This window comes from Pseudomonas sp. P5_A12 (assembly GCF_056400685.1).
Genome location: NZ_JBFUKU010000119.1, coordinates 1 through 16,006, shown reverse-complemented (window position 1 = coordinate 16,006; position 16,006 = coordinate 1). Strand labels below are relative to the sequence as shown.

Genomic DNA, 16,006 nt, shown 5'->3' with positions numbered 1-16,006 from the left:
AGTTTGTGGCGCACACCCCATGCTTCCGCAGTGAAGCCGGCGCGTCGGGTCGTGACACCCGCGGCATGATCCGTCAGCACCAATTCGACAAAGTCGAAATGGTCCAGATCGTTGAACCGTCGACGTCGATGCAAGCGCTGGAAGGCCTGACCGCCAACGCCGAGAAAGTCCTGCAACTGCTGGAACTGCCTTACCGCACCCTGGCGCTGTGCACCGGCGACATGGGCTTCAGCGCGGTCAAGACTTACGATCTGGAAGTGTGGATTCCGAGCCAGGACAAGTACCGCGAAATTTCGTCGTGCTCCAACTGCGGCGATTTCCAGGCCCGTCGCATGCAAGCGCGTTTCCGCAACCCGGAAACCGGCAAGCCTGAACTGGTTCACACCCTGAACGGTTCCGGCCTGGCGGTCGGTCGTACCCTGGTGGCGGTGCTGGAAAACTATCAGCAGGCCGACGGTTCGATCCGTGTGCCTGAAGTTCTGAAGCCGTACATGGGTGGCCTTGAGGTCATCGGCTAAATGAACTATCTGCCGCTGTTTCACAACCTGCGCGGCAGTCGTGTGTTGGTCGTCGGTGGGGGGGAGATTGCCTTGCGCAAATCCCGCCTGCTGGCCGATGCCGGTGCGCTGCTGCGGGTGGTTGCACCTGAAATCGAACCGCAATTGCGCGAACTGGTGGCCGGCAGCGGTGGCGAGTGCCTGTTGCGCGGTTATGCCGAGACGGATCTGGACGGTTGCGGGCTAATCATTGCCGCCACCGATGACGAGTTGTTGAACGCGCAAGTTTCCGCTGATGCCCATCGGCGTTGTGTGCCGGTCAACGTCGTGGATGCGCCGGCCCTGTGTAGCGTGATCTTTCCGGCGATTGTCGATCGTTCCCCGTTGATTATTGCGGTGTCCAGCGGCGGCGATGCGCCGGTGCTGGCACGGTTGATCCGCGCCAAGATTGAAACCTGGATACCGTCCACCTACGGCCAACTGGCGGGGTTGGCGGCGCGTTTTCGCCATCAGGTCAAAGGTCTGTTTCCGGATGTGCAGCAGCGTCGCGGATTCTGGGAAGACGTCTTTCAAGGCCCGATCGCTGACCGGCAACTGGCCGGGCAGGGCGCTGAAGCCGAGCGTCTGTTACAGGCGAAAATCGACGGCGAAGCGGATGTGACGACCGGCGAGGTGTATTTGGTCGGCGCGGGGCCGGGTGACCCCGACCTGCTGACGTTCCGTGCCTTGCGCCTGATGCAGCAAGCCGATGTGGTGCTGTATGACCGCCTGGTGGCGCCGGCAATTCTGGAGCTGTGCCGTCGCGATGCCGAGCGGGTTTATGTCGGCAAGCGTCGCGCCGACCACGCGGTGCCGCAGGATCAGATCAACCAGCAATTGGTGGATCTGGCCAAACAGGGCAAGCGGGTGGTGCGGTTGAAGGGCGGTGATCCGTTCATCTTCGGTCGCGGCGGTGAAGAGATCGAAGAACTGGCGGCCCAAGGCATCCCGTTCCAGGTGGTGCCGGGCATCACGGCAGCCAGCGGTTGCGCGGCGTACGCCGGGATTCCGCTGACCCATCGCGATTACGCGCAGTCTGTGCGGTTTGTCACCGGGCATTTGAAGGACGGCTCCACCGATCTGCCATGGGCCGACCTGGTCGCGCCGGCGCAGACGTTGGTGTTCTACATGGGCCTGGTGGGCTTGCCGGTTATCTGCGAGCAGTTGATCAAGCATGGTCGCGGGGCAGACACCCCGGCGGCGTTGATTCAGCAGGGCACCACGATCAATCAGCGGGTGTTTACCGGCACGTTGGCGGATTTGCCACGACTGGTGGCAGAGCATGAAGTGCATGCGCCGACGTTGGTCATCGTTGGGGAAGTGGTGAAACTGCGCGAGAAACTGGCGTGGTTCGAGGGTGCTCAGGCGCAAGTCTAGAGACCGAGTCGCGCCCTTCGCGAGCAAGCCCGCTCCCACATTTAACCGAGTTCTAACTGAAGAATACGGTTAAATGTGGGAGCGGGCTTGCTCGCGAAGGGGCCCTCAAAATCAATACAGAATTACAATCAAGCCTGGTTCTTGCGCCAAACCCCTTTCCCGCTCAACCGCGCCCGATCATGCGCCACGGTGAAGTCCTGCGCCGGCCCTTTAGGCACAATCCCGGTCGGATTGATGGTCTTGTGGCTGCCATAGTAGTGGTTCTTGATGTGCTGGAAATCCACCGTCTCGGCAATCCCCGGCCATTGATAGATCTCGCGCAACCAATTCGACAGATTCGGATAATCGGCAATCCGCCGCAGGTTGCACTTGAAGTGTCCGTAGTACACCGCGTCAAAACGAATCAGCGTGGTGAACAGCCGAATATCCGCTTCAGTCAGGTATTCACCGGTCAGGTAACGATTGGCGCTTAACAGCTGCTCCAGTCGATCCAGTTCCTCAAACAAGCTATCAAACGCTTCTTCATACGCCTGTTGCGAGGTCGCAAACCCGGCGCGATACACGCCGTTGTTTACTGCCGGGTAAATCCGTTCGTTCAACGCATCGATCTCACCGCGCAGGGGCGCCGGGTAGAAATCCAGGTCATTGCCGGTCAGGTCATCGAATGCGCTGTTGAACATGCGGATGATTTCCGCCGATTCATTGTTGACGATGCGATTCTGTTGTTTGTCCCAGAGCATCGGCACGGTGACGCGACCGGTGTAGTCGGCAGTATCGGCGGTGTAGCGCTGGTGCATGAAGTCGAGGTGGTCGAGTTTGTCGCCGGTGGAGCCCAAGCTCGGGTCGAAGGTCCAGCCGTTTTCCAGCATCAGCCAACTGACCACCGACACGTCGATCAGGCTTTCAAGGCCTTTGAGTTTGCGCAGGATCAATGTGCGGTGGGCCCACGGACAGGCTAGGGACACGTAGAGGTGGTAGCGGCCGGCTTCAGCGGCAAAGCCACCGACACCGGTCAGGCCCGGCTTGCCGTCGTTGGTCACCCAGTTGCGGCGCTGCGCCTGTTCACGTTGAAAGGCGCCGTCCTTGCTGCTTTCGTACCACTGGTCATGCCAGCGGCCTTCGACTAATAAACCCATGTTCAAGACTCCTCAAACCCTAAATCGTTGGAGAGGAGTCTATGCCGATGAGTTCGAACAAAAAGCGCAAAGGTTAAGCAGTTATGATCGATTAAATCGATCTGTCCCGAGCGTCCCAGTATTGTTGGGCTGTTTCGAACGCCTGATCACGGGATTGACCGAGCCCGCGCAACGCCAGGGCCATGGTCGAAATCAGGGCCATTTGCGGATAACTGTCCTCCACGTCACCGCGCCAGACCGCCTTCATGTGCTCAGGGGCAAGCGATGCTGGTTTGACGTGACGCTGGGTCGACATTTGCGGCCATTCTTCGTCCCAGCTTTCACCGCCCGTGGTGCCATACAAATGGCTGTCGGCGTCCGGATTGATCTCGATCTCGCCGCCATCGCCCTTGACCACAATCGCCGTGTCGCCCAGCAAACCGCTGGCATCGCGGTGCACGGCCTGGTAGCCGGGGTGGAAAATACTTTGCAGGCCGCAACGCGCGCCCAACGGATTGAGGATGCGTGTGAGGGAGTGGATAGGCGAGCGCAGGCCCAAGGTGTTGCGCAGGTCGATCATGCGCTGCAGTTGCGGCGCCCAATCCACCAGCGGCATGAATGCCAGGCCGCCGTTATCCAGCGCCGCACCCACCTGTTGCCAGTCGCGGCACAGCGGAATGTTCAGTCCTTCCAGCAGTTGTTCGCTGTACAGCCGCCCGGCCGTGTGCGCGCCGGCGCCGTGCATGAAAATCCGTACGCCGTTTTGCGCCAGGCACTTGGCCGCCAGCAGGTACCACGGGAGATGGCGTTTCTTGCCGGCATACGTTGGCCAGTCCAGATCGACCGCCAGAGCCGGCGGGTTGAGGCGTTGACGCAGGGCTTCGGTGAAGCCGGCCATTTCCTCGGCGCTTTCTTCCTTGTGCCGCAGCAGCATCAGAAAGGCGCCGAGCTGGGTGTCTTCGACCTTGTCGTCGAGCACCATGCCCATGGCCTCGCGGGCTTCTTCACGCGTCAGGTCGCGGGCGCCACGTTTGCCTTTGCCAAGGATTCGCACGAACTGGGCGAACGGGTGCTCGGCGGGTGTTTCGAGGGTCAGCGCTGGGAAGTCGGTCATAAGCAATTCGTCGGTTTGGGCAGGCCCGCCAGTTTCGCGGCGAGTTTGGCAGGGGTGCCTTTGAACAATCGGTTCAGGTGCAGGCTGTTGCCTTTTTCCGGGCCGAGCTTCAACGCGGTGTATTTGATAAGCGGGCGGGTGGCCGGCGACAGCTGGTATTCGTCGTAGAAACCGCGCAGCAGTTCGAGGATTTCCCAATGCTCAGGGCTCAACTCGATGTCCTCGGCAGCAGCCAGGGCGCTGGCGACCTCTAAGGACCAGTCGCCCAATTCGACCAGGAAACCGTCCTTGTCCAACGAGATGGCGCGAGCGCCCACGGTCAGGGAATTCATAACCAACTGTTGACCTTGTCATGGTGAATCGACAGTTCGACGAAGGCCGGGTAATCGATGGCCTTGGCCCAGTCGGGAATTTCTATGGCGCGCGCTTGAAAGTCTTCGGCCAGTACAAACAGTTGCAGACCACGAGTATTCAGCGCGCTGAAAGGTGCGGTGCCCGGTTGCAAGGCATAGACCGCGTCGCCAGTCAGCAGCAGCGCATCGTTGGCGCCGATCACGCGCAGGCAACTGGTCAGGCGATCGTCACCGAACGGGGAATAAGACAATACATGCAAAGTCGACATCAGAGGGTGATCACCTGGTCGTAACGGTCAATAAGGGCGGTGATGTCGTGGGCGGTCAGCACCTGGGCTTCTTCCAGGGACAAACAGGAAGGGTCCAGCCCACGTTCTGCAGCACTCTCGCCACAGACGAACAATTCATCGACGCCGAACATCGGCAAGGCTTGCAGGTTGGCGCTCAGGTCTTTTTGTTGCAGCGCTTTGGCGTTCTGTTTCGCGGCGAGCTGGAACACGCCGTCATCGAGAAACAGCAGGCCGATCGGCAGATCGAAAGCTCCGCCAGCGAGCACGATGTCCAGCGCTTCCCGCGCATTCGGCCCGGACCATGGCGCCTGGCGGCTGATTATCAGCAAGGATTTAGCCATCTCACGCGCCCCCAAAACAGATCAAGCGGTCAGCGTCCTGCACCGCGTCATGCAACTGGCCGAGGCCGGACAATTCCCACGGCGCGCCGACTGCAACGGCGTCACGCTGATAACGCCCGGCTTCTTCCTCGTCCAGCACGCCACGGCGCAGGGCGGCGGCGATACAGACGACGCCATCCAGTTGATGCTCGCTGACAAACGCGCGCCATTGCTTGGGCAGGTCCAGTTCATCTTGCGGCGTGRCCACACTGGCGGACGCGTTGTAGACGCCGTCCTGATAGAAAAACAACCGGACAATCTCATGCCCGCCGGCCAACGCAGCCTGGGCGAACAGCAAGGCACGGCGCGAGGAGGGCGCATGGGCGGCGGAAAACAGCGCGATGGCGAACTTCATGACGGACTCGATCAGCAAAACTGTGGTCATGATAAAGCTTTATCGGCGGGGGGGCTAAATCGATGTTGTCTGTGATGGCCTCTTCGCTGGCAAGCCAGCTCCTACAAGGGATTTGTGTCGCTCACAAAACCCTGTAGGAGCTGGCTTGCCAGCGAAGGGGCCCGCCCGGACAACACATAAATCAACGCGGCATATACCCCAACTGCCACCGCCGCGGAATCTTCAACGACACCACCCCGAGCACCCCCGCCAGCAATCCGCTGGCAAACAATGCCTGAAGCCCCAAATGATGTTCCAGCACCGCCCCAAGGACAGCCCCGGCAAACATCCCGGTCCATGGGATCAATTGCACCCTCCAGCCATCGCGCCGCTCGCCGAGCAGCCAGCGCCCCAGCCCACGTCCGAAGCGCGACAGGGCGCCGGTGACATAGGTCAGGCCGACCGGCAGGCCGTTCACTTGCTCGACGGCGRCATTGAGCATGCCCATGGCGATGATCGCCGCCAATAGCGCGGGCAGTTGTTCGTCATAGGGCCAGATCGCTGCGGCGCACAGCAGCGTGGCGATGCTCAGCATCAATGGCAGCGCTCGTCGCCCGCCGAGGCGGCTGACGATAATGCCCAGGGCATTGCCGACGATGAAGGTGGCCACCAAGAGCAGCAGTCGCCCGGTCAACCCCAGGTCGCCGACGCTGATGGCGACGGCGAGGCGGGTGGTGTTGCCGCTCATGAACGAGACGAAATCGCCGCTGGCCATGAAGCCGATGGCGTCGGTCATGCCGGCGAGTACCGAGAGCATGGCCACCAGCGTCATGCCGACGCGCCCACGCCACTTTTGCGTGTGCAGGTGGCCAGGGCTGGCGTGGGTTGAAGAGGTGGATGGCAGCATCGACGAGGGCATCCTTGAACAGTGGTTATGGTTCTATCCCATACAGCTCGCAATAGTCCAGCCAGTTCATGCCTGCCATTTCCGCAACTTCCTTGTGCACTTCCCGGCGCTGGGCCTCGTAGTCCTCGGATGTGGCGGCCGTCAGCAGCAGCGTCAGCTCCCAGGCGAACAACCCTTGGGACTCAGCTTCAGCTTCGAAGGCTTCGTGCAGTCGCTCGTCGCGGTACTGCGCCGGGGTTTCACCCTTGGCCTGAGCCAGTAGCGGGTTGAGGTTATCGAGTTCGTGGCGCAGTTCAGGGCGCTCATCGAGAAACTTCTTCAGCGCCTGTTCGTGTTGCTGATCGGTTGCCGCCATGGTCGCTCCTTGGTCACGGGTTACGAAGATTGTTTCTTGCTGGCCTTGGCTGCTGCAGCCAGGCATTCGAGGGCGAACTGCTCGGTGTAGGTCATCTTGATCGGCGTGGTCTCACCTTTGACGGTGCGTTCGCCGTCGAGGATATAGCGAATGCGCTTGTCGGTGACGCCAATGCGCTTGGCAATCCAGGACGGGGTCTGGCCGATCTGGCTGATCAGCTTGTCGGCGTATTCAGGGGTCGGTTTGTAGAATTCGGCGTTGGGTGTCATTGGGGCTTCCAGAAAAAAGGCGCGGTACGGTGTTTATGGCGCGACAGGGTGCGCGAATCGTTACGCGGTGTCGCGGTATAAATGAAGTAAAGCAGAACGAAACGCCGCGCCACGGTGATACAGTCCGCTTTTTCTTGATGAGCGAACGTAATGCGAATTCTGATGGTGGCGCTGGCCGTAACGTTGCTGGCGGGATGCGCGGGCTCGGTGATGGACGATGCTCGCACCAAGACCCCGTACAAAACCCTGAAATCGAACAAGCCGCCTACCATCGTGGCCGAATGCGTGCAGTTTTCCTGGCAGGACGAGGCGGTGTTCGGTGTGGATGCAGCCGCCTATTTGCAGCCCGGTAAAAATGGCGGTTCGACGGTCTACACGCGGTCGGCGGAGTCCTTTGTGGACGTGACCACCGACGCTTCCGGCAGCGTGTTGAATTACTACGCGCAGCACGACGACTTCGTCGCCAAGCGCCGTTTGGCGGCGTTGGCCACTTGCCTGTAAACATGAGCTGAGGCAGTACCCCTGTGGGAGCGAGCCTGCTCGCGATRGCGGTTATTCATTCAACATTGATGTCGACTGATCCACCGCYATCGCGAGCAGGCTCGCTCCCAYAGGGGGGCGTGTTTTGATTAATTGATCAGGCGTTTCTGGAAAAAGAAGCGCTTGTGCCCCGGCGGGTAGTCGGCAATCTGGCCCAGTTCGCTGTAACCGAGCCGTTTGTAGAACTGCGGCGCCTGAAAGTCGAAGGTGTCCAGCCAGATCCCCACGCATTCCTTTTCCCAAGCCAGGTCTTCGGCCATCTGCATCAGTTTCGAGCCCATGCCCTGTCCCCGGGCCTGTTCGGGCACGGACAGCAATTCAATGAACAACCACTGATAAAAAAACCGGCCATACAACCCGCCGAGTATTTCGCCGTTGTCGTCGCGCACCAGCAAGGCCAGCAGTTGCGCACTGGACGGGCCAGCCTGTGCGGCGTTATAGGCGCGCAGCGGCGTGAGGATGGCCTCGCGTTCTTCATCGGTGGGGTTTTGCGAGCGTTCGATACGCAGGTTCATGAGCTACATCCTTATGGCAATGAATCCGCAGCCTAGCGTGCTCGCGGCGATAGTTCTATCCCCCTGACACCAGTGGAACCGTCGCCGTCGCGCGGATGTCTAGCCTAAACAGCGTCATTTCAGAACGCGGCCAACGAGGACAACCCGTGAATATTTTCGAAGCCTTGCGTGAAAGCCACGAGCGTCAACGCAGCTACGCCAAAGCGCTGATCAAAACCAGTGGTGATACCCCGGAACGGGTCGAGGCTTACAAGCAGCTCAAGTCCGAACTCCAGGCCCATGAGACCGCCGAGGAGCGCCATTTCTACATTCCGCTGATGGAGTTCGACAACGGCGTCGACCTGAGCCGCCACGCCATCGCCGAACATCACGAAATGGACGAAATGATGGAAGAACTGGACGGGACCGAGATGTCCAGCCCGTCGTGGCTGGCGACTGCGAAAAAACTCAGCGAAAAGGTGCATCACCACTTGGAAGAAGAAGAGCAGAAGTTCTTCCAGATGGCCGGCAAGCTGCTCGATGACAAACAGAAAGAGGCGCTCGCCGGCCAGTATGAAAAGGAATACAAGGCGCAACTCTCCTGAACCTATGGAGCGACACAATCCTGTAGGTTCGCATCAGGGGATGCCGGGCTTTTTCGTTTTCGCCTACCATGGGCGCCTCTGACGAAAAAAGGATGCGCTGTCATGGCGAACACAGCCGAACGGGTCAACATCATCGAATCCCAGGTGTTGTCCCACGACTGGTACCTGCTGAAGAAAATCACCTTCGACTATCAGCGCAACAATGGCGACTGGCAACGCCAGACCCGCGAGGTCTACGATCGGGGCAACGGCGCGGCGATTCTATTGTTCAATCGCGAAAAGAGAACCGTGGTGCTGACGCGCCAGTTTCGGCTGCCGGTGTTCGTCAACGGTCACGACGGTTTGCTGATCGAAGTGGCGGCCGGATTGCTTGAAGGTGCCGATCCCGAAGAACGCATCCGCGCCGAAGCCGAGGAAGAAACCGGTCACCGCGTGCACCATGTGCAGAAGATCTTCGAGGCGTACATGAGCCCCGGTTCGGTCACTGAAAAGCTGCACTTCTTTATTGCCGAATACGATGCGGCTTCGAAAGTCAGCGACGGCGGCGGGCTGGAGGAAGAGACCGAAGAACTGGAAGTGCTGGAGTGGCCATTCGACGAGGCACTCGAAGCGTTTTATCGCGGGGAGATCTGCGACGCCAAGACCATCATGTTGCTGCAATATGCGGCGATGAAGGACATCTTCGCCTGAACGACACTTCCCCTGTAGCAGCTGACGAGCTCCACGAGGCTGCGTTTGATGCGGGCCGCGGCCGTGGATGTGGGCAGCACGGTGCATCAGCTAGATCGAGTGCGCTCGGATTACGACGGCTTCGCCGCCGAACGCAGCCTCGCAGGCTCGGCAGCTGCTACAGGTGTTCCGGTCAGTCAGAACAGGTCGCCCGTTCTGCTGGCGCCTGACCATTCGCATCCTTCAAGCGTCAGCAAGCGCTCCTTCGCCTCAAGCCCGCCGGCAAACCCGGTGAGCTTGCCCGAGGCGCCGATCACCCGATGGCAGGGGGCAACAATCGAGATCGGGTTCTTGCCATTCGCCGCGCCCACCGCCCGAACGGCGCTTGGATTGCCGATCTGCTCGGCAATCTGGCTATAGCTGCGCGTCTCTCCGAACGGGATGGTCAGCAGCGCCTGCCAAACCTTTTTCTGAAAGTCCGTGCCAGCAAAATCCAGTTCCAGCTCGAAGCGATTTCGCGTGCCGGCAAAGTATTCCTGCAACTGCTGAACGGCACGCACAAGAATCGGGTTGTCCGGGGCTTCGTGCATCGGGCCCAGCCGCACCCGGTTTGGCTTGTCGTTTTCCCAGAGGATGGCCGCCAGTCGTGCATCTTTCGCCACCAGCTTCAGTTCGCCGACCGGAGACGCCAGGGTGGTGAAGGTGTAGGTCATGCCGGCGGTCTCCGCAGAAGGGCTGAACAGAGGCTCAGCATACTGCCTCGACGGGGAGGCGCAATACGCAATCGCGACCATACTTGCCTGTGCTTTTGAACCGCTCACTCTGTTTTTGACAGAGCCTGAAAACAAAAAAGAGACCAACTCATGAAGTACGAACCTTTTGCCAAATCGCTCATCGCGACTTCCTTGGCGCTCTGCTGCCTGACCGCCCACGCGGCCTCCGTGGCCCCCGTCGCGGCCGAAAACGGCATGGTGGTCACAGCCCAGCATCTGGCCTCCCAAGTGGGGGTCGATGTACTCAAGAAGGGCGGCAATGCCGTCGATGCCGCCGTCGCTGTGGGTTACGCGCTGGCGGTGGTGTATCCCGCAGCGGGCAACCTTGGGGGTGGCGGTTTCATGACCATCCAGCTGGCGGACGGACGCAAGACCTTCCTCGATTTCCGTGAAAAAGCCCCGCTGGCCGCCACCGCCGACATGTATCTCGATAAAGAAGGCAATGTCGTCCCGGACCTCAGTACCCGTGGTCACCTGGCCGTCGGCGTGCCGGGGACCGTGTCCGGTATGGAACTGGCCCTGAGTAAGTACGGCACCAAACCGCGCAAGGAAGTGATCGCCCCGGCGATCAAGCTGGCCGAAGACGGGTTTGTGCTGGAGCAGGGCGATGTCGATTTGCTGGACTACGCCACCGACGTGTTCAAGAAAGACATGAAGGACTCGGGCGCGATTTTCCTCAGCAACGGCGAGCCGATGCAGGTCGGGCAAAAACTGGTGCAGAAGGATCTGGGCAAGACCCTGCGGGAAATTTCCGAGAAGGGCACCGACGGCTTCTATAAAGGCTGGGTCGCCGACGCCATCGTCACCTCCAGTCAGGCCAACAAAGGCATCATCACCCAGGCTGACCTCGATAAATACAAGACCCGCGAACTGGCGCCGATCGAATGCGATTACCGTGGCTACCACGTGGTCTCGGCACCGCCACCAAGCTCCGGCGGGGTGGTGATCTGCGAGATCATGAACATCCTCGAAGGCTACCCGATCAAGGACCTGGGCTACCACTCGGCCCAAGGCATGCACTATCAGATTGAAGCGATGCGCCACGCGTATGTGGACCGCAACAGCTACCTCGGCGACCCGGACTTTGTGAAAAACCCGATCGCCCACCTGCTGGACAAAAACTACGCCACCCAACTGCGCGCCGCTATCCAGCCGCAAAAGGCTGGCGTGTCCCGCGACATCAAACCGGGCGTCGCTCCGCATGAAGGCAGCAACACCACGCATTACTCCATCGTCGATAAATGGGGCAACGCGGTGTCGGTGACCTACACCCTCAACGACTGGTTTGGCGCCGGAGTCATGGCCAGCAAAACCGGGGTCATCCTCAACGACGAAATGGACGACTTTACCTCGAAAATCGGTGTGCCGAACATGTACGGCCTGGTGCAAGGGGAGGCCAACGCGATCGCCCCCGGCAAAGCGCCGCTGTCGTCGATGAGCCCGACCATCGTCACCAAGGACGGCAAGGTCGTGATGGTCGTCGGTACCCCCGGCGGCAGTCGCATCATCACCGCCACCTTGCTGACCATGCTCAACGTGATCGACTACGGCATGAACATCCAGGAAGCGGTGGACGCACCGCGTTTCCACCAGCAGTGGTTGCCGGAAGAAACCAACCTGGAGACCTTCACCACCAGTCCGGACACGGTGAAGATCCTCGAAAGCTGGGGGCATAAATTTGCCGGGCCGCAGGATGCCAACCACGTGGCGGCGATCCTGGTCGGCGCGCCTTCACTGGAAGGCAAACCGGTCGGCAAAAACCGCTTCTACGGCGCCAACGATCCCCGTCGCAACACCGGGCTGTCGCTCGGCTACTAAGGGTTGAGTTTAAAAGGGGACGGATCTGGTTTCGTCCCCTGATTCACTGATTGTTCAAGGAGCGAATCATGGCCACTGCGCTGTTAATCATCGACGTCCAGCAGGCGCTGTGCTCTGGCGAGTACGAGTGCTTTGAGATCAACCGTGTCATCGAAAACATCAACCATCTGAGCATCCGGGCCCGGATAGCCGGGGTGCCGGTCGTGTTTATCCAGCACGAAGAAGCGGACGGTCCTCTGGTACACGACACCGCTGGCTGGCAACTGGCCGAAGCGCTGGAGACCGCCCCCGAGGATATTCGCCTACGCAAAACCACTCCGGATTCGTTCTACCAGACCCACCTGCAAAAACTGCTGCAGAAAGAAGAAATCGAGCGCCTGATCATCTGTGGTTTGCAAACCGACTACTGCGTTAACGCGACCGTGCGCCAGGCACTGAAACTGGGGTACGACGTGGTGCTGGCGGCGGACGCGCATTCCACCGTCGACAACGGCAACCTCAGCGCCGAAGACATCATCGCCGAGCACAACAAGGATCTGGCGCACCTGACCGGTTCAGTGGCGCGGATCGATGTCATGCCGGCGGGGCAAATCCGCATCTGAAACCACTGCCGGATCAACGGACACAAATTGTCATGGAATGATAAGGCGCTGTCGCCGATTGAAAAATCGATTACGCCTCCGTCTGTAAAACTCTTCTTACGAACTGCACTGCAAGCCCCGCAATTCGACGGCTCGACCGGCCGACGCAATACGCAACCGCACAGACCTTCAGTCGTAAAGAGAACAATAAAATGAGCGTAGAAAAACTGATCGGCGATCTTCTCGCCGAGCTAACAGGCGTGAGCCCCGACGGCCCATCCAGCGAGAGTCCGCAGCAGTACAAAGAGTTGTTCCAGCTCGATCAAGATGTCTTCCATCCGGATTACGTGGCCAACAACCTACGCTTTGGTGTGCTCGAAGAGCATTGAGGTCTGAAGGGGGACGATCTATTTGCGTCCCCGTGATTCACGGCTCGGTGGCCCGAATGGACGTCCTGCCCGCGGGTGAAATCTGCATCTGACTACAGAACCGAAATGGTGGTGTTTGATTACGGCAATGCGGCGCTAGTTTTCAACCTTTTCTACAAACTGCAGAAAATCCACCGGCGGATAGAGTTGAAGCTTTTTTGCGACCGTCATATTGACTATGTAGGCAAACTGATCGATCGCAAGCACAGGTAATTCGCCTGGCTTTTTCCCCTCTACGACGATCCTGGCGGCTTGTTTGGCAGCCAGTTTTCCGACGTCGAAATCGCGCGCGGCAACAGACATCAAAGCCTGGGAGTCACTCACGAGGTGCTCGTAAGGGCTCAGTACCGCAATGCCATTTTCCACCGCGGACTCTGTGAAGATTTTTCCCTGCTTTTCCAGGAACGTACTTGAACCCAAATACACCCACTGAACCCCTTTGGCCTTCAATTGCGCCATATTAGAGGCAATCGACTCGGCCGTCGGTGTGCCATCAACGCCCTTATCAAGAGGTAAGGCATCGAACTTGATCTTGAGTTGATCGGTGAGGGACTGCATTTCCGCAACCTTGCTCACGGAGTTGGGCTCACTGGTATCGTAGATCATGCCCAGGTGACTGAAGCCAGGCATATACCGTTGAATGCTTTTTATGTTTACTGCTTCTGGCACGCGATTGCGAGTCCCGGTGACGTTAGGTCTTCCTGTGTTTTCATAGCTTTGAATGATGTGGTTGCCAACCGGATCGGCAACCACGGTAAAAATAACCGGGATATCAACCAAAAAACCGGGGTCATGGTCATTGAGAGTGCCGATCATCCCTAGCGTTGCTTTAGTGCCCCAGGTGATCACGGCATCGACATTCAAAGCGCGGGCCTCTGCTGCAAACGCAGACAATTTGCTCTTGTCTTGCGCGGCATCACGAACAAGAATTTCAGCATCGATATTGTTCTCTGTGATGTATTCCTTTACCCCTTTGCAAACGTCTTCGCAGCCTAGCCAAGCCACCATCATGATCGTCTTCTTTGCGGCTGCATTTACGAGCGGAGGCGCAACTGCCCCCACAAAGCCCATAAGCAGTAGTGCCGTAAACACCCTTCTATAGCCAGTCATAAATGTTCCCTTCTGTTTTAATTAACAGGACTTGGGTTTGATGCTGACAGGTATAGAAGCGCTCCGGACAGCACGAGGATTGCGATGGTGTAAACGGCTCCGACATAGCCAATGTAATCGGCAGCAGTGGCAATGCATACAAGCGCCACAATGCTTGCGCTACGTTCGATGATGCGCGCGGCGGCAATCGCGGGGCCGGTACCCAAATGGGCTAGCGAAGTCTCGGCAACATCCATGACCATTGCAGTCTGGGGACCTCGTACCAAGCCATGACCAACTCCCGCGCCAATCATCGCGAACCCCATCATCCCTATACTTGGCCAGGTGGCGGCAACAAGCAATGAGGTCCCTCCTATAAAAGACCCCGGAAGCACAATGTTGCGGGCGCTTACGCCACGTTCGGCCAGTTTTCCGTACAGCGAGCCGGAAATGATGATCATCAAAAAATAGATCATGAGTAATCGACCAATGTCCGCTGCGTTGGCGCCAAGCGACTCCATTAAGAGTGAGAGCAAATACGAGATAAACACCATATCCAAAATTGCCTGAGGCGCGATGATGCCAAATGCAAGGCTTGCAAAACGCGGATTTCGAAAAGTCGCGAAGACATTCTTACTTGATCGCTTCGGTCTTTCTGTCTTGCGGCTGTCAACGTGACGCTGGTGAGGAAGTTGCCAATAGATACATGCTCCGGAAACCAGAATCAGCGCAGCACTAATGACAAATACCGCAGAATATCCGAGCCGATCGGCGAGGATGCCACCTAGCGCAGAGCCAGCAAAAATGCCGCCAAACATAGCCGCGGAGAATAAACCTAACGAGCGTGCACGCTCGTCCTTGTGCGCGACATCCAGTACGTAATCCTGGCAGGCCAAAGACGCAAACGCATATCCCGCGCCGCACATCAGGTTAAAAAAAGTGATTGCCGGGACATTTCCGGAAACGCACATACCGAGCTTTGCGATTATCGTCGCTGCGGCGGCAGCCAGGAAAAGTCTGCGGTGACCGAAACGTTCTGAAAGTGGACGAACAAACGGTGTCACGGTCAGCACCGCAATCAGGTAAGCCGTAAGCGGCAGACTGGTGACCGCACCCTCGCTCAACCAAGGTATCGGGTTGTGTGCAGACTTGACGAATATGGAAAAAAAGGACGTCTCCATTTCATCGGCGGCGGCGAATAGAAACAATGCGAGACGCACATCGATAAGGCTGCAAAAACGAATCCAGCGTGGGCCAATATCGTGAAGGCCGAACACTTTGCCGATTGAATTCAAATCGGCGGTATCAGCCAAGGGCGTTGTGCCAGATACGGCAGCCAGCCGTGCGCGCTGAAACATTGCATGGAGCGCTTTTGCACGCTCGGAGAGGCAGCTGCTCACTTGGTCGACCACATCCCTGCTCAAAGAAGCTATGCACGTCGAAAAATTTCCTGCGGCTTGTAGCGCGACAATGTAGTGAAGCCTGTTCAGAGGTGCCGTGAGAGACACACTCATCATGACCGCAATTAATTCAAGTGCCAGTAGCACTATCACGATAACAATCACACCAAGATCCAGAGCGACACTTTTGAACAGTTCTGCGATATAGGCGGAATTGGATTGCGTTGTGACGGTTCCAACGACCTTGCCATCGAGATAAATCGGAAGTTTATGGGTATTGCTCAGAGCACGGTTGAGGGTGATTGCGGTGTGTTGATCTTCCCCTACTTCAATGATTGGGTAGTCAGTGGAAACGCCGAAGTAAGAAATTTCCGGAAACTCAACAAGCAGGTGCCGAAAGTATTCGGTGCCGCCCACCATGCTTTCAATCGGCACACCTGCGTTGACAGTGCGCTGAATAGTTGCATCCGCTATCGTGCCGATGAGTTGGGTACGTTTAACAAGCTCTGGATGAAAGGATAGACCGACGCTTATATAGGCAACCACGCCCAGCAACAGTGCCGGGCCGATCACCAAGGC

The 16,006-nt window shown here is 58.4% G+C and carries 21 protein-coding genes; 8 read left to right on the top strand and 13 right to left on the bottom strand.

Features of this window, described 5'->3' with window-relative positions:
• Both serS and cysG read left to right on the top strand, forming a co-directional pair.
• Positions 1–518: serine--tRNA ligase (serS, locus tag AC1DSG_RS16930; RefSeq protein ID WP_477791910.1), on the top strand; the 518-nt coding region annotated here is incomplete at its 5' end.
• Positions 519–1,913, top strand: coding sequence for a siroheme synthase CysG (gene cysG / locus AC1DSG_RS16925; protein ID WP_477791909.1), 1,395 nt, complete (start codon positions 519–521; stop codon positions 1,911–1,913).
• A gap of 128 nt (positions 1,914–2,041) precedes the next feature.
• Here cysG and AC1DSG_RS16920 read toward each other — a convergent pair whose 3' ends face one another.
• From AC1DSG_RS16920 to AC1DSG_RS16880, 9 genes are all read right to left on the bottom strand, one after another.
• Complete coding sequence (locus AC1DSG_RS16920; protein ID WP_477791908.1) at positions 2,042–3,049, bottom strand: glutathione S-transferase family protein; 1,008 nt, start codon at positions 3,047–3,049, stop codon at positions 2,042–2,044.
• A 91-nt stretch (positions 3,050–3,140) separates the two neighbouring features.
• The gene (locus tag AC1DSG_RS16915) at positions 3,141–4,142 is read right to left on the bottom strand and encodes a glycosyl transferase family protein (protein WP_477791907.1); all 1,002 of its coding nucleotides are present in this window, start codon (positions 4,140–4,142) and stop codon (positions 3,141–3,143) included.
• The gene (locus AC1DSG_RS16910) at positions 4,139–4,474 is read right to left on the bottom strand and encodes a TusE/DsrC/DsvC family sulfur relay protein (RefSeq protein WP_477791906.1); all 336 of its coding nucleotides are present in this window, start codon (positions 4,472–4,474) and stop codon (positions 4,139–4,141) included. Before AC1DSG_RS16910 ends, AC1DSG_RS16915 begins: the two co-directional genes overlap by 4 nt.
• Positions 4,471–4,764, bottom strand: coding sequence for a sulfurtransferase complex subunit TusB (gene tusB / locus AC1DSG_RS16905; RefSeq protein ID WP_477791905.1), 294 nt, complete (start codon positions 4,762–4,764; stop codon positions 4,471–4,473). The genes AC1DSG_RS16910 and tusB overlap by 4 nt, the downstream gene beginning before the upstream one ends.
• On the bottom strand, positions 4,764–5,126 hold the full coding sequence (gene tusC, locus AC1DSG_RS16900) for a sulfurtransferase complex subunit TusC (RefSeq protein WP_477791904.1): 363 nt from the start codon (positions 5,124–5,126) through the stop codon (positions 4,764–4,766). Before tusC ends, tusB begins: the two co-directional genes overlap by 1 nt.
• 1 nt (position 5,127) lies before the next feature.
• Positions 5,128–5,520 (bottom strand): sulfurtransferase complex subunit TusD, encoded by a 393-nt coding sequence (tusD, locus tag AC1DSG_RS16895; RefSeq protein WP_477791911.1) that lies wholly within the window; start codon positions 5,518–5,520, stop codon positions 5,128–5,130.
• A gap of 181 nt (positions 5,521–5,701) precedes the next feature.
• Complete coding sequence (locus tag AC1DSG_RS16890) at positions 5,702–6,406, bottom strand: YoaK family protein (protein WP_477791903.1); 705 nt, start codon at positions 6,404–6,406, stop codon at positions 5,702–5,704.
• Positions 6,407–6,431: 25 nt separating this feature from the next.
• Complete coding sequence (locus tag AC1DSG_RS16885; protein WP_477791902.1) at positions 6,432–6,761, bottom strand: DUF6388 family protein; 330 nt, start codon at positions 6,759–6,761, stop codon at positions 6,432–6,434.
• Positions 6,762–6,781: 20 nt separating this feature from the next.
• Positions 6,782–7,030 (bottom strand): hypothetical protein, encoded by a 249-nt coding sequence (locus AC1DSG_RS16880; protein ID WP_027925145.1) that lies wholly within the window; start codon positions 7,028–7,030, stop codon positions 6,782–6,784.
• A gap of 150 nt (positions 7,031–7,180) precedes the next feature.
• On the opposite strand from AC1DSG_RS16880, the gene AC1DSG_RS16875 reads away from it, so the two are divergent.
• Entirely contained in the window at positions 7,181–7,531 is a 351-nt protein-coding gene (locus AC1DSG_RS16875) for a hypothetical protein (protein WP_477791901.1), read from the top strand.
• A 128-nt stretch (positions 7,532–7,659) separates the two neighbouring features.
• Here the strand turns inward: AC1DSG_RS16875 and AC1DSG_RS16870 are convergent, their stop codons facing one another.
• Positions 7,660–8,085, bottom strand: coding sequence for a GNAT family N-acetyltransferase (locus AC1DSG_RS16870; RefSeq protein WP_477791900.1), 426 nt, complete (start codon positions 8,083–8,085; stop codon positions 7,660–7,662).
• Between the two features lie 146 nt (positions 8,086–8,231).
• Here AC1DSG_RS16870 and AC1DSG_RS16865 point away from each other — a divergent pair, with 146 nt between their 5' ends.
• Together AC1DSG_RS16865 and AC1DSG_RS16860 are read left to right on the top strand one after the other, a co-directional pair.
• On the top strand, positions 8,232–8,669 hold the full coding sequence (locus AC1DSG_RS16865) for a hemerythrin domain-containing protein (protein WP_477791899.1): 438 nt from the start codon (positions 8,232–8,234) through the stop codon (positions 8,667–8,669).
• A gap of 102 nt (positions 8,670–8,771) precedes the next feature.
• Positions 8,772–9,359, top strand: coding sequence for an NUDIX domain-containing protein (locus AC1DSG_RS16860; protein ID WP_477791898.1), 588 nt, complete (start codon positions 8,772–8,774; stop codon positions 9,357–9,359).
• A gap of 176 nt (positions 9,360–9,535) precedes the next feature.
• Here AC1DSG_RS16860 and AC1DSG_RS16855 read toward each other — a convergent pair whose 3' ends face one another.
• Positions 9,536–10,051, bottom strand: a complete 516-nt coding sequence (locus tag AC1DSG_RS16855; protein ID WP_477791897.1) for a methylated-DNA--[protein]-cysteine S-methyltransferase — start codon at positions 10,049–10,051, stop codon at positions 9,536–9,538.
• Positions 10,052–10,201: 150 nt separating this feature from the next.
• On the opposite strand from AC1DSG_RS16855, the gene ggt reads away from it, so the two are divergent.
• The 3 genes from ggt to AC1DSG_RS16840 all read left to right on the top strand — a co-directional run bounded on the left by ggt (position 10,202) and on the right by AC1DSG_RS16840 (position 12,899).
• Entirely contained in the window at positions 10,202–11,929 is a 1,728-nt protein-coding gene (ggt, locus tag AC1DSG_RS16850; RefSeq protein WP_477791896.1) for a gamma-glutamyltransferase, read from the top strand.
• Positions 11,930–11,997: 68 nt separating this feature from the next.
• Complete coding sequence (locus AC1DSG_RS16845; protein WP_477791895.1) at positions 11,998–12,531, top strand: cysteine hydrolase family protein; 534 nt, start codon at positions 11,998–12,000, stop codon at positions 12,529–12,531.
• Positions 12,532–12,722: 191 nt separating this feature from the next.
• Positions 12,723–12,899: a hypothetical protein gene (locus AC1DSG_RS16840; protein ID WP_477791894.1), complete on the top strand. Its 177-nt coding sequence runs from the start codon at positions 12,723–12,725 to the stop codon at positions 12,897–12,899.
• Between the two features lie 135 nt (positions 12,900–13,034).
• On the opposite strand, the gene AC1DSG_RS16835 is transcribed toward AC1DSG_RS16840, so the two are convergent.
• Both AC1DSG_RS16835 and AC1DSG_RS16830 read right to left on the bottom strand, forming a co-directional pair.
• The gene (locus AC1DSG_RS16835; protein ID WP_477791893.1) at positions 13,035–14,048 is read right to left on the bottom strand and encodes an ABC transporter substrate-binding protein; all 1,014 of its coding nucleotides are present in this window, start codon (positions 14,046–14,048) and stop codon (positions 13,035–13,037) included.
• 17 nt (positions 14,049–14,065) lie between these two features.
• On the bottom strand, positions 14,066–16,006 hold a 1,941-nt coding region (locus tag AC1DSG_RS16830), incomplete at its 5' end, for an MFS transporter (RefSeq protein WP_477791892.1).